Origin of the sequence: Hymenobacter crusticola (assembly GCF_002154225.1) — a bacterium.
GTDB classification, from domain to species: Bacteria; Bacteroidota; Bacteroidia; order Cytophagales; family Hymenobacteraceae; genus Hymenobacter; species Hymenobacter crusticola.
The window spans coordinates 16,276-30,103 of the sequence record NZ_MTSE01000010.1 but is presented as its reverse complement, the minus strand read 5'-3'; the positions used below and the strand labels follow the sequence as shown (position 1 = coordinate 30,103).

Sequence of the window (13,828 nt, the reverse complement as noted above, 5' to 3'; positions counted from 1 at the left end):
ATAATAGTTTATAAACTGCGTCGTTAGGGTACATGGTGCGTTGTTTATTGCACTTCCCATAAGCACAGTTTTATTATTTCTAGATAAGTACTGACGCTGATAATTTCGTAACGTCTTCTCCACCATCTCCCACTTTTTTATTTCACTAGTACCAGTATCTAGCCTAAAACGCATTTGAGCGCTTCAAAACGGCGTTTTCAGGTGGTGGTAGAAAATGGTAAATCGTGGTGGGCTTTTCGGGGGCAATGAGTACTTTTGCTATTATCCCTCACCTGAGCCCACCCGGCATGAATCTTCTCTCTGGCGAATATGAGTGCAAGCTGGACCCGAAAGGGCGCTTGGTGCTACCCGCCAAGGTGAAGGGGAGCCTGCCGCAGGAGACTGGAAACCAACTTGTACTCGTGCGTGGCTTCGAGCCGTGCTTGGTTTTATACCCGAGCTCTTCTTGGCGCGTGATCCACGACAAGGTGATGGCGCTGGATGAGTTCAATGAAGAATACCGCCAGTTTCAGCGCAATTTCTTCCGCGGCATGACGGAAGTGGAGCTCGACAACATTGGGCGCTTTATGCTGCCGCGCACCATGCTGCGTTATGCGGGCATCGAGAAGGAAGCCATCATTGTGGGGATGGGCAACCGCTGCGAAATCTGGGACCCGGAGCGCTATGATGCTTTCCTGATCAAAGACCAGAAAAGCTTCTCGCAGCTGGCCCAAAAGTTTTTGTCAACTGATATGCCGCTCGGCGGCTCCGCAGCCGCATGAGCACCTACCAAAACGATACTGCCTACCACCGGCCCGTAATGCTGGCCGAGTGCCTGGAAGGGCTAGCCTTGCAGCCGGAGGGCCGTTACGTAGACGTGACTTTCGGCGGCGGCGGCCACTCGGCCCGGCTCTTGGAGCGCCTTACCACCGGCCACCTCTACAGCTTCGACCAGGATGCCGACGCCGAGCGCGAAGCCGCCAAGCTAACCCGGCCGCAGTTCACCTTCATCCGCGCCAACTTCCGCGACTTGCACCAAGAGCTAGCCCGCCTCGGTGCGCTGCCCGTTGACGGGTTGCTGGCCGATCTAGGTGTTTCGTCGCACCAGTTTGACACGCCGGAGCGCGGCTTCAGCACCCGCTTCGATGGGCCCTTGGATATGCGCATGGACCCGGAGGGTGACCGGACTGCTGCCGACATTATCAACGACTACGACGAGGCCGCCCTGCACCGCATCTTCGGCATGTACGGGGAAGTCACGAATGCCCGCACCCTCGCCAAAGCCGTCGTAACGGGCCGGCGCGGACGGCAGCTCACGACCATTGGCGAACTGAAGCAGGCCATTGCGAGCTGCATGCCGCGGGGCAAGGAAAACAAATACCTAGCCCAGGTATTTCAAGCCTTACGCATAGAGGTGAACGATGAGATGGCCGCGTTGCAGGAAATGCTCCAGCAAACGGCCCAAGTGCTGCGCCCCGGTGGCCGCTTGGTGGTGATGAGCTACCACTCGCTGGAAGACCGGTTGGTGAAGAACTTCATGGCCAAAGGCAAGTTCTTCGGCGAAGTGGAAAAGGATTTCTACGGCCACACGCACACGCCTTACGAGGTGCTCACGCGCAAGCCCGTTGAGGCGTCGGCCGCGGAAATAGCCGAAAACAGCCGCGCCCGCAGTGCCAAGCTGCGCGTGGCAGAACGGACAAACAGTTAATCGACGCTTGAAATATGGCATTGAATACAATAAAACCACCCGTTACAAAACCCCGCGCCAATGTGCCGCGCGAGGTAGTAGCCGTTGTGCCGGAGCCGGTAAGCCAGCCGATGCCGGAGCTAGCCCCAACCCCTAAGCCGAAAGCCAAAGCCGCCCCCGAGCCAGAAGAAGTGGAAGCTGGGCCGCGCAGCTCGTGGAGCGTGTTCACGGTGCTCGACCGCGCCATTCGCATGGATGGGCTCTTTCGGGAGGGGTTGCCCGTGCGCTTCCTGCCGCACGTGCTGTTCATCATGTTTCTGACGCTGCTGTACATCGGCAACACGCACTACGCGTACCGCATGAACCGCAACATTCAGAAGCTGAAGCTCGAAACCGAAGACTTGCGCGCCGACTACACTACGCTCTCCGCCGACTACATGGAGGCTAGCAAGCAAAGCGAGGTAGCGCGCAAAGTGGCCGCCTACGGCTTAGTCGAAAGCTCCTCGCCGCCCTTTCGCATCAACGTGCCAGCGGGCCACCTCGATGAAGCTTCGCTGGACATGGTGCCGCTGCTGACGGCCGATTCGATTGCCGCACGAGCTAGGATTGATTCACTAGCTACGGCCGCCCCGCCCGCCGAGGCCAATATCACCGAGGCCGGTCCGCCCGCCCCGACGACCGACTTGCCCGCAGAAATCGAAGATACTCCGCGCTCATCCAATCATTACGAATAGCACCGCAATGAAAGGCAACGTTAAGAAGGCGATAGTAACGCGCGTACGGCTAGCATTCCTAGGCGTATGCTTGTTTTCGGCGGCCATCATCTGGAAGGTGTCGCGCATTCAGTTTAAAGAAGGGGAGAAGTGGCGTGCGCTGGAGCAAGAGCGCCGGGTGGTGTACCAGCCGGTGTTTGCCACGCGCGGCAACATCCTGGCTAGTGATGGCAAGAGCATGATGGCGACCTCGCTGCCTTTTTACCGGGTAGCCTGGGACCCTAGCGTGGTCGACAAGGAAACTTTTAAGAGTGGAGTTGATTCACTGGCGATATTACTGTCACGTTTCTTCGGCGACCGTTCGTCGCAGGAATACAAGCGTCGTCTGAAAAACGCCAAGAACGCTGGGGTGCGCTATGTGCGCCTCAACTCACGGCAGATCAACTATCAGGAGAAGAAACTGCTTTCCTCGTGGCCGGTTTTCCGCGCTGGTAAGAACAAGGGCGGCGTTATTTTCGAGAAGGTTGATAAGCGTTTCCGGCCGTTTGGTGGGCTGGCGCAGCGCACCGTGGGCTTCCTGAACGAAGACAAGAACGGTGCGGGCCTAGAGTTTACCTACAACCGCTACCTAGCCGGCAAAGACGGCGAAGCGTTGTTTGAGCGCCTGCCCGGTGGCAACAAGCCCATCTACGACGGCACCGAAGTAAAGCCCCAGCCCGGCTACGACATCCAGACGACGCTCGACATCAACTTGCAAGACGTCGCTGAAAATGCGCTGTACAAATCTCTTATTCAGAATGACGCCCAATACGGCTGCGTGATTCTGATGGAGGTGCAAACTGGCGAAATCAAGGCGGTGGCCAACCTCGGTAAAGTGGCCGAGGGCGTGTACCGCGAGGATTACAACTACGCCTTCGCCGACCAAGGCCGCACCGAGCCGGGCTCTACCTTCAAGCTAGCTTCCATGATGGCGCTGTTTGAAGAAAACCCCAACATCTCGCTCGACGACACGGTGAACACGGGCCGTTCGGGCTCCATGCGCATTGGTGGGGCCGTGAAAACGGACACGCACGCCTACGGCAAGGTGTCGGTGAAGCACGTAATCGAGGTGTCGTCGAACATTGGCGTGGCGGTGCTCATCGACCGAGAGTTCAACAAGAAACCCGAGCGCTACGCCGAGCACCTCAAGAAGTTTGGCCTGAACAAACCCCTCGGTTTCCAGATGTCGGGTGAAGCTAGGCCCTACATCAAAGACCCTACGGACCGCTCGTGGAGCCGCACCTCGCTCACGACGATGTGCATCGGCTACGAGCTGAAGCTAGCTCCGCTCCAAACGCTGGCCTTCTACAACTCCATTGCTAATAACGGAGCGAAGGTGCAGCCGATGATCGTGAAAGAAATCAAGCAGAACGGCCAAGTGCTGGAGCACTACGAGCCGAAAGTGCTGATTCCGAAAATCTGCTCCGACGAGACCCTAGCGAAGCTGCGTGCTATGCTGGAAGGCGTGGTGGTGGAAGGCACCGCCCGCGCCATCCGCACGCCCGACTACTCCATTGCGGGCAAAACCGGTACGGCCTGGAAGTTCAAAAACGGTCAATACACCAAGATGTACTCGACTAGCTTCTGCGGCTACTTCCCGGCCAATAAGCCCAAGTACAGCTGCATTGTGGTGGTCGACTCGCCCAAGCGGGGCAACTGGTCGGGGGCGCAGGTGGCCGCGCCAATCTTCCGCGAGGTGGCCGATAAAGCCATGGCCCGCGACGCTGCCAGCCAACGGCCGCTCCTGGCGCGCGCGCCGGTGAACAAGTCGTATGTGCCGCTGGTGAAAGCCGGCATGCAGGATGAACTGATGGAAGTATGCCAGCAGCTAGGGGTAAGCACCCACTCCCGCGCCGAGGGCGACGACTGGGTGCGCGCTACCACCTCCACTGACTCAGGCACGAAGTCGCTCACGTGGCAGTCGGCGGCCGTGCGGCCCGGCCGGGTGCCCAACGTGCAAGGCCTAACGTTACGCGACGCGTTGTTCCTGCTCGAAAACCGGGGCCTGCGCGTGCGCACGCTCGGCAGCGGGCGCGTAAGCCGCCAGTCGATTGCGGCGGGCAGTCCGGCCCGGCGCGGTTCGCTCATCACCCTAGAGCTAGCTCCTATTGGGGCAACGCCTACGATTATTACGCCCGTTGCGCCACCGGCTAACGCCCCACTAGCCGATATGAAATCATCAACCCACCCCGAAAACGAGGGAGCTAAGACGGAGGCCAAAACGGCGTCAAAGTCGAAAGCTTAGAACACCGCTGCTAGCTACCTAGGCCATTGGCCCAGGGAACAGCCCTTTTACCAGAAGCTACCAGCAAAAACACACTGCTTCAGAATGTCAATCCTACCACCCACCACCCATTCGCTTACGGATCTGCTGACGGCCGTCACGGTGCAGGCGCAGCACGGGCCCGCAGACGTGCGCGTCAGCGGCCTCACGCTCGACTCGCGGCAGGCGGCGCCGGAGCTAGCTTTTTTCGCCTTGCGCGGAGCCCAAACCGATGGGCACCAGTTTATTGCCAAAGCGGTAGAGCAGGGGACGGCCGTCGTGGTGTGCCAAGAGTTGCCCGCGGAGCTGAACCCCGCTACTACCTACGTGCAGGTGCCCGACAGCGCCGAAGCCATGGCGCACATGGCGGCGGCGTTCTACGACCATCCTTCCAAGAAGCTAAAATTGGTGGGCGTGACGGGCACGAACGGCAAAACCACCTGCGCTACGCTGCTGCACAAGCTGTTTCGGGAGCTAGGATACCACGTGGGCTTGCTGAGCACGGTGCAGAATCAGATTGACGAAGAAGTAATACCCGCCACCCACACCACGCCCGATGCTATTCGGCTGAATGCGTTGCTGGCGCAAATGGTGCAGGCCGGTTGCACCCACACCTTTATGGAGGTTAGCTCGCACGCCGTGGTGCAGCACCGCGTCACGGGCTTGCAGTTTGCGGGCGGCATCTTCACCAACCTCACCCACGACCACCTCGACTACCACGGCACGTTCGACGAATACCTGAAAGCCAAGAAAGGCTTCTTCGATGGCCTGCGCAAAACGGCGTTTGCCCTCACCAATGCCGACGACAAGCGCGGCATGGTGATGCTGCAAAACACCGCCGCTCGCCGCGAAACGTACTCGCTGCGTAACCTAGCTACCTTCCGCGCCCGACTGGTGGAAAACGCCGTGCACGGGCTGCACCTAGAGATTGACGGGCGCGACGTGCAGTTCCGCCTCATTGGTGTGTTCAATGCCTATAACCTTTTGGCCGTGTATGGCGCTGCTGTGCTGCTGAGCGAAGATGCAACCGAGGTGCTCACCATCCTCTCGGGCCTAACGTCAGCGCCCGGCCGCTTCGAGCCGACAGTCTCGGCGAAAACGCGCGTGACTGGCATTGTGGACTACGCCCACACGCCCGACGCGCTGGAAAACGTGCTCAGCACCATCGCCCAAATTCGGCAACCGAGTCAGCAGGTAATTACGGTGGTGGGCTGCGGCGGCAACCGCGACGCCGCGAAGCGCCCCATCATGGCCGACCTCGCCGTGAAGGGCTCCAACCGCGTCGTGCTCACGTCCGACAACCCGCGCTTCGAGGACCCCAACGACATTTTGGCGCAGATGCAGGCCGGCGTGCCGCCCCAGGAGCAAGGCAAGGTGCTGACCATTCCGGATCGGCGCGAAGCCATCAAAACGGCGTGTGCTTTGGCCCAGCCCGGCGACATTGTGCTGGTAGCGGGCAAGGGCCACGAAACGTACCAGGAGATAAAAGGCGTACGGACGAGCTTCGATGACAAACAGGTTTTGCAAGAAATGTTTGACTTGTTGGGAAAGTAAGCCACTGACCTAGCCAAAAACCCGCAAAAAGACAACAGTTGACCGCAAACCAAAAAACGAAATCTTTGCAGCTTGGAATAATCTCAACTGCCACTCGCTGACCTCTGCGCCCATGCTTTATTACCTTTTCACGTACCTCTACAAACATTATCACCTGCCGGGCGCGGGTGTGTTCCAGTTCATTTCGTTTCGGGCAGCTATGGCGGTGATTACCTCGCTGCTCATTGCGCAGGTTTTCGGCAAAAATCTAATTCGCATTCTCCAACGCAAGCAAGTTGGCGAGAGTATCCGCGACCTAGGGTTGCAGGGCCAGATGGAAAAGAAAGGTACCCCTACGATGGGCGGCCTGATCATCTTGCTGGCTATTCTGGTACCGGTGCTGCTGTTTGCCAAACTCGACAACATCTACATCGTGCTGATGCTGTTGAGCACTATTTGGCTTGGTCTGATTGGCTTCCTCGACGATTATATTAAAGTAGTAAAGAAGGACAAAGAAGGCCTCGCGGGGCGCTTTAAGGTGCTAGGTCAGGTGGGCCTAGGTATCACGGTGGGGTGGGTGCTGTTCTTCAGCAACGACGTAACCGTGCGCCAATACTTGCTGCCTAACGGCCAGCTTTCGGCCGTAGATGCTAGCTCGGTGTACCAGGATGTGAAGCTGATGATTACGACCATTCCCTTCGCCAAGAACAACGAGCTGAACTACGGCAACTTGTTCCAGTACGCGGGGCCGTACTTCAACGGGCTCTACAGCTTCCTCTACATTCCCATTGTCATCCTCATCATCACGGCGGTAAGCAACGGCGCCAACATCACCGACGGCCTCGACGGCCTCGCGGCTGGCACTTCGGCTATCATCGGTATCACCCTAGCCATCTTCGCTTTTGTGAGCGGAAACTCTATTCTGGCTGATTACCTGGATATTATGTACATCCCCAACTCGGGGGAGCTGGTAATCTTCTGTACGGCTTTCGTGGGGGCGTGCGTGGGCTTCCTGTGGTACAACAGCTACCCGGCCCAGGTCTTCATGGGCGACACGGGTTCTTTGGCTATCGGGGGCATCATTGCGGTGCTAGCTCTCATCGTGCGCAAAGAGCTGCTGATTCCGATTCTCTGCGGCGTTTTCCTGATCGAAAACCTCTCGGTGATGGTGCAGGTGAGCTACTTCAAATACACCAAGCGCAAGTACGGCGAAGGCCGACGCCTGCTGCGCATGTCGCCCTTGCACCACCACTACCAAAAGCTAGGTTACCACGAATCCAAAATCGTGTCGCGCTTCTGGATTGTGGGTATTATGCTGGCCGTACTTACGCTCGTAACCTTAAAGCTTCGCTAACCCCTCAGGACCTCGACGTAAGAGCTAGGCTCTTGTCTTTCCCTTACTTCTCAGTTCTACGCTTTTCTTCTCATGTCTCAAAAAATCGTCATCCTCGGTGCAGCTGAAAGTGGAGTAGGAGCCGCGCTCCTAGCTCAGGCCAAAGGCTTCGACGTGTTCGTATCCGACCGCAGCCCGATTCAACCTATATATAAGGAGAAGCTGACGAAGGCGGGCATCCGCTTCGAGGAAAACACGCACACCCTCGACGAGATTCTGACGGCTGAAGAAGTGGTCAAGAGCCCCGGCATTCCGGAGAAGGCGCCCGTCATTCAGGCGCTGCGCGAAAAGCAGATTCCGGTCATTTCCGAAATCGAGTTAGCCGGCCGCTACACCAAGGCGAAGTGCATCTGCATCACCGGCACCAACGGCAAGACGACCACTACGCTGCTCACCTACCACCTGCTCAAAGAAGCGGGCTACAACGTGGGCCTAGCCGGCAACGTGGGCTACTCCTTGGCCGAGCAAATTATCGAAGACAAGTACGAGTACTACGTGGTGGAGCTCAGCAGCTTCCAGCTCGACGACACCCACGAGTTCCACCCCTGGATTGCGGTGCTGCTCAACATCACCCCCGACCACCTCGACCGCTACGGCTACTCGCTCGAAACGTACGCCCAAGCCAAGCTGCGCATTGCGAAAAACTTGAAAGGCAGCGACTTCTTCATTTACAACGCTGATGACGCCGTAACGCAGAAGCAATTCCAATCGGTTTTCTGCGAGGCGACGCTGCTGCCCTTCAGCCTGCACAAGCGCCCCGACTTTCAGCTCTCGGGCTACTACTGCGCCGAGCAGGAGGTGTGCTTGCCCATGTCGGCCGTGCGCACCGACGACGACGTGCACCTGAGCACAGCCGCCTCGCCGCTTATCGGCCAGCACAACCGCCAGAATACCCTAGCCGCTGTGCTAGCCGCGCGCGCCGCTGGCGTAGAGCCTGTGATGATAGAAGTTGCTCTAGGTACCTTCCGCAACGCCGACCACCGCCTGCAACCCGTGGGCGAAATCAACGGCGCCCGCTTCATCAACGACTCGAAGGCCACCAACGTGGAAGCCGCCTGGTACGCCCTCGATGGTATTCGTCAGCCCATCATCTGGATTGCTGGCGGCACCGACAAAGGCAACGACTACACCACGCTGATTCCGCTGGCCAAATCGCGCGTGAAGGCGCTGATTTGCCTCGGCGTTGATAATGGAAAGCTTAAGGCCTCGTTCGGCGAGGTGGTGCCGCACCTAGAGGAAACCCAAAGCGTGGAAACCGCTGTGCGCCGGGCCGTCGAGCTAGCCCAGCCCGGCGACGTCGTGCTGCTCTCGCCCGCTTGCGCCAGCTTCGACCTATTCAAAAATTACGAAGACCGCGGCCGGCAGTTTGCGGCCGCCGTGGAAAAGATAACCAAGGAGCGAAGTAGTGAGGTTAGTCACTCTGCCTAGGTTTCAGTTCGTCACTCCTTCTTAATCCGCCACTCAGTTATTCTTCTATGGAACCCATTAAGCTCTGGCTGCAACGCAACCTCAAAGGTGACCCCGTTTTGTGGGGCATTGTTATCCTGTTTTCCTTCATCAGCATTGCGGTGGTGTACTCAGCCACGGGCACGCTGGCGTATAAGAAGATGGGCGGCAACACGGAGTACTTTCTCATCAAGCACACCGGCCTGATCCTGGTGGGCCTGGTGTTCATGTGGGGTGCCCACCGCATCGACTACCGCTACTACTCGCGCCTGTCGCTGTACGCGCTGCTGCTGTCGGTGCCGCTGCTGTTGTTCACGTTTTTCTTCGGTGGCACCACGCTTAATGACGCTTCGCGCTGGCTGACTATCCCCATCATCAACCAGACATTTCAACCCTCCGACCTAGCCAAGCTAGCCCTCATTGCGCATCTAGCCAGCATGTTGAGCCGCCGTCAGCAGCACGTGCAGGACTTCAAAACCACGCTGCTGCCCGTAATGCTGTGGGTTGGTTTGATCTGTGGTATCATCATTATGAGTAACGCTTCCACGGCGCTGCTGCTGTTCGTGACGTGCCTGCTGTTGATGTTCATTGGGCGCGTGCCGCTCAAGCAAATGGTGGTGATGGTGGCCATTGGGCTAGTGGTAGGCGGGGTAGGCCTAGCTTCGGGACAGCGCTACAAAACGGTGGTGAGCCGTATCTCAAGCTTCACTGATAAGTCGAAGCCCGTTCCGTTTCAGCTGGAACATAGCTATATTGCCATTGCAACGGGCGGCGTGACGGGCAAGGGGCCAGGTAAGAGCACGGAGCGCAATATTCTGCCGCACCCGTACTCCGACTTTATCTACGCGGTTATCATCGAAGAATACGGTATGGCGGGCGGCGCTTTTGTGCTGTTCCTGTACCTAGCTTTTCTCTATCGAGGGCTGAAGACGGTGATGAACAGTGCGGGCGCCTTTGGGGGGTTGCTCTCGGCGGGGCTGAGCTTCAGTCTGGTCTTGCAGGCGATGGTGAACATGGGGGTGGCCGTGGGCCTAGGTCCGATTACGGGTCTGCCGCTGCCGCTGCTGAGCATGGGCGGTACGTCGCTGATCTTCACTGGTATCAGCATCGGTATTATTCTAAGCGTGAGCCGCGGCGAGATGGAAGTGCGCCCCATGAACGACCAGCCCAGTGACACGCCACGCATCCCCAAGAAAGCCGCTTATGCGTAGCAAAATAGCCGGCGTCGAATTTTAAAAGATGAACGAACAACAGGTAGCTTTTTTTCCTTCGCTTTAGTTAACTAGAGGGTAGCATTAGTCTGAACCAGTTGAAACCACCCATTCAACATGCAAAGCGCCGCACCCACCGTCACCACCCCACCCATGCCCGAGTCAGGATTCAATCCTAAGCCTACCAAAATGTCTCCCACGCCCTACCGCGTTATCATCAGCGGCGGGGGCACGGGCGGGCACATTTTTCCGGCCGTGGCTATTGCTAACGAGCTGCGCCGTCGGCAGCCCGAGGCCGAGATTTTGTTTGTAGGAGCCAACGGCCGCATGGAAATGACCCGCGTGCCTGAAGCCGGCTATGAGATTGTAGGCCTTGATATTAGCGGCTTGCAGCGCCGCCTGACGCCGCAAAACTTGCTGTTCCCGGTGCGAGTGTTTCGCTCGGTGCGCAAGGCGGGCAAGCTGCTGGAGAGCTTCCGGCCCGATGCCGTGGTTGGGGTAGGCGGGTACGCCTCAGCCCCGGTGCTAATAGCAGCTACTTCGCGTGGCATTCCGGCCCTTATTCAGGAGCAAAACTCCTACGCGGGGCTCGTCAACAAGCTGCTCAGCCGCCGCGTCGACCGTATCTGTGTGGCTTACGAAGGCATGGAAAAGTTCTTCCCCGCCACCAAGCTCGTGCTGACCGGCAACCCCGTGCGGACCGAAATTGCGGGCGGCAGCAGAACCGAGGCGTTACAATTTTTTGGGCTTTCGCCGGAGAAGAAAACGCTGTTGGTAGTGGGCGGGAGCCTAGGTGCCCGCACGCTCAACCAGGCTACTGCCGCCGCACTGTCGCGCTTGCAAGAGGCTGGCGTGCAGCTCATCTGGCAGACGGGTAAATTGTATTATCCCGAAGCCCAACAACAAGCCGCTAGCTACGCGGAAGCTGGACTGAAAGCGCTGGAGTTCGTGAAGCGCATGGACCTAGCCTACGCCGCCGCCGATGTGGTAATATCTCGCGCCGGTGCGCTGTCCGTGTCGGAGCTGTGCCTTACGGGCAAGCCGAGCATTCTGGTGCCCTCGCCTAACGTGGCCGAAGACCACCAAACCAAAAACGCGCTGGCGCTGGTCCAGCGTAACGCCGCCCTGTTGGTGACGGATGCCGAGGCGCCTACGAAACTCTACGACCAAGCCCTCGCCTTACTCGCAGACCCCAGCCAACAGCAACAACTCAGTCAAAATGTGCGCTGCCTTGCGCACCCCGATGCCACAACGGCTATTGTGGACGAACTCCTAGCTCTGATGGACCGCGCATGAACCCGGTAGCAGCTTTTCCTTACGTCTATTTCTTGGGTATCGGCGGCATCGGTATGTCGGCGCTGGCCCGTTGGTTTCAAGCCAACGGACATCAGGTCAGCGGCTACGACAAAACCAGCACGCCCCTTACCGAAGCGCTATCGGCGGAAGGCATTGCGGTGCACTACGAGGATGCCGTGGAGAACATCCCGGTTGAGGTACGAAATAAGAAGGAGCAAACGCTTGTCGTACTCACGCCTGCCATTCCGGCCAACCACCAAGAATGGGCCTGGCTGCGCGAAAACGGCTACGACATCCGCAAACGGAGCCAAGTGCTAGGGCTGCTCACAGCTGGGCAGCACACCATTGCGGTAGCTGGCACCCATGGCAAGACGACTACCTCCTCGATGGTAGCGCACCTGCTCCACCACGCGGGCGTGCCGTGTGCGGCGTTTTTGGGCGGTATTGCCGTGAACCTAGGTTCCAACTTGTTGTTACCACCCAAAACGGAAGGTGATCAGTCGACCAACGTTCCAGTAGTTGTCGAAGCCGACGAATACGACCGCAGCTTCCTCACGCTGTTCCCCGACGTGGCCATTGTCACCAGCACCGATGCCGACCACCTCGATATTTATGGGGATAAGGACGCGTTGGTAGAGTCGTTTCGCAAGTTCGTGAGCCAAATCAAGCCCGGTGGCTTGCTGCTGCTCAATCACACGGCTGACCCTAGCCTAGCCGAAGCGGTGCCGGCTGGCGTGCGTGTGGTGCGCTACGGATTGGAAGCCGCGCAAGCCGCCGACCTCTACGCAACCAACATCACGGCGCACGGCCATCAGTTCCGCTTCAACCTGCACGGACCCTTCGGCGAAGTAGCCGATTTGGAGCTAGCAGTGCCCGGTTACCACAATGTGGAAAATATGTTGGCCGCTTCTTGCGTGGCGCAATTAGAAGGTGTTCAGGCGGATAAGCTGAAAGCAGCCGTAGCAGCCTACAAAGGCGTGAAACGTAGATTCGAATTTATCGTAACAGCGGGCCGGAAAGTATATGTAGATGACTATGCTCACCACCCGCGCGAAATCGAGGCGTTCTTACGTTCTCTGCGGGCGCTCTATCCTGAGCAGCGCCTTCGCGTCGTGTTTCAGCCCCATTTGTTCACCCGTACCCGCGACTTTGCGCCGGGCTTCGCCGAAAGCCTGAGCCTAGCCGACGAGGTGGTGATGCTGGATATCTATCCGGCCCGGGAGCTGCCCATTGCGGGGGTGACGTCGGATATGATTCTTTCGCAGGTAACGGCCCCGCGCAAAACCTTGCAAACCAAAGAACAGGTGTTGGCAACTGCCAAAACTGATACCGATTTTGACGTGCTGGCCACTGTCGGCGCGGGTGATATTGACCAACTAGTACCCCACTTACGAACAATCCTAACGGAGCGCTGGAATGGAGCTGAAGCGTAGAGCCAATAATCTGATTTTCGCTACTGTGTGCTTAGTGCTGCTCACGGGATTAGCGGTGTTTGCCGGCGTGCGGCAAGCCAGCCGACCCGTGAGCAATGTTATCGTGAACATCAGCAACGAGTTCAACAACTATTTCATCAGCGAAAAAGAAGTCACGGCATTGCTCACCCGCAACGGTCAGCAGCCGCTTATTGGTGCTGACCCTAGCGAGCTGGATTTGAAAGCGCTGGAGGCGCGCTTGCGGGCGCATAGCTTCGTAAAGGAGGCTCAAGTGTACCGCGACCTAGCCGGCAACCTGCACGCCGACGTGCGCCAGAGCCGCCCCATCGTGCGCCTCACCCACAACGATACCCGCCTCGACACTTACCTCGATACCGAAGGGCAGTTGCTGCCGCTTTCGCCTTTGTTTACGGCCCGCGTAGTGCCCGTGTCGCGGGTGAGCGGGCCGCCCTTGCAGCCTGGATTTTTTCGGGACTCTACCGGCCAGCGTTACTTGGAGTTTCTGCGCTATATTGATGAACATCCGTTCTGGCGCGCCCAGGTAGCGGAGGTGTTTATTGCGCCCAACGGGAAGGTTTCTTTCACCCAACAAGTAGGAGACCAACGTATCGAATTTGGCTCTCCTGATAATATTTCAGAAAAATTCGCGAAACTAATGGTATTTTACCGGCAAATTCCGCCGGCCCTGGGTTGGGACACGTACCACCGTGTCAATGTCGAATTCAAGGACCAGATCATTTGCGAATAACTGACCTCTACGCTACGACGCGCAGCTATGCGTTTTCGAAGAACAACCTCTTGCAACTAAATTATCACTCTCTCTCGCCCGTCTCTA

The 13,828-nt window shown here is 58.0% G+C and carries 11 protein-coding genes; all 11 read left to right on the top strand.

Translation table 11 applies throughout. The features are described from left to right. Positions 1 to 287 precede the first annotated feature (287 nt). Entirely contained in the window at positions 288 to 761 is a 474-nt protein-coding gene (gene mraZ / locus BXP70_RS17805) for a division/cell wall cluster transcriptional repressor MraZ (RefSeq protein WP_086595470.1), read from the top strand. Continuing rightward, the gene (rsmH, locus tag BXP70_RS17800) at positions 758 to 1,687 is read left to right on the top strand and encodes a 16S rRNA (cytosine(1402)-N(4))-methyltransferase RsmH (RefSeq protein ID WP_086595469.1); all 930 of its coding nucleotides are present in this window, start codon (positions 758 to 760) and stop codon (positions 1,685 to 1,687) included. Before mraZ ends, rsmH begins: the two co-directional genes overlap by 4 nt. 14 nt (positions 1,688 to 1,701) lie before the next feature. Beyond that, on the top strand, positions 1,702 to 2,400 hold the full coding sequence (locus BXP70_RS29945; protein WP_179197735.1) for an FtsL-like putative cell division protein: 699 nt from the start codon (positions 1,702 to 1,704) through the stop codon (positions 2,398 to 2,400). Positions 2,401 to 2,407: 7 nt separating this feature from the next. Further along, positions 2,408 to 4,663, top strand: coding sequence for a penicillin-binding protein (locus BXP70_RS17790; RefSeq protein ID WP_086595468.1), 2,256 nt, complete (start codon positions 2,408 to 2,410; stop codon positions 4,661 to 4,663). An 84-nt stretch (positions 4,664 to 4,747) separates the two neighbouring features. Next, complete coding sequence (locus tag BXP70_RS17785; protein WP_086595467.1) at positions 4,748 to 6,235, top strand: UDP-N-acetylmuramoyl-L-alanyl-D-glutamate--2,6-diaminopimelate ligase; 1,488 nt, start codon at positions 4,748 to 4,750, stop codon at positions 6,233 to 6,235. A gap of 112 nt (positions 6,236 to 6,347) precedes the next feature. Continuing rightward, on the top strand, positions 6,348 to 7,568 hold the full coding sequence (gene mraY, locus BXP70_RS17780; RefSeq protein ID WP_086595466.1) for a phospho-N-acetylmuramoyl-pentapeptide-transferase: 1,221 nt from the start codon (positions 6,348 to 6,350) through the stop codon (positions 7,566 to 7,568). A 72-nt stretch (positions 7,569 to 7,640) separates the two neighbouring features. Beyond that, positions 7,641 to 9,035: a UDP-N-acetylmuramoyl-L-alanine--D-glutamate ligase gene (gene murD, locus BXP70_RS17775; protein ID WP_086595465.1), complete on the top strand. Its 1,395-nt coding sequence runs from the start codon at positions 7,641 to 7,643 to the stop codon at positions 9,033 to 9,035. Positions 9,036 to 9,082: 47 nt separating this feature from the next. Further along, positions 9,083 to 10,264 carry an FtsW/RodA/SpoVE family cell cycle protein gene (locus BXP70_RS17770; protein WP_086595464.1) on the top strand — a complete coding sequence of 394 codons (1,182 nt, stop codon included), beginning with the start codon at positions 9,083 to 9,085 and terminating at the stop codon, positions 10,262 to 10,264. A gap of 153 nt (positions 10,265 to 10,417) precedes the next feature. Then, the gene (murG, locus tag BXP70_RS17765) at positions 10,418 to 11,560 is read left to right on the top strand and encodes an undecaprenyldiphospho-muramoylpentapeptide beta-N-acetylglucosaminyltransferase (RefSeq protein ID WP_245849673.1); all 1,143 of its coding nucleotides are present in this window, start codon (positions 10,418 to 10,420) and stop codon (positions 11,558 to 11,560) included. Beyond that, entirely contained in the window at positions 11,557 to 12,993 is a 1,437-nt protein-coding gene (gene murC, locus BXP70_RS17760) for a UDP-N-acetylmuramate--L-alanine ligase (protein WP_086595463.1), read from the top strand. The genes murG and murC overlap by 4 nt, the downstream gene beginning before the upstream one ends. After that, entirely contained in the window at positions 12,977 to 13,741 is a 765-nt protein-coding gene (locus BXP70_RS17755) for a cell division protein FtsQ/DivIB (RefSeq protein WP_086595462.1), read from the top strand. Before murC ends, BXP70_RS17755 begins: the two co-directional genes overlap by 17 nt. Positions 13,742 to 13,828 lie beyond the last annotated feature (87 nt).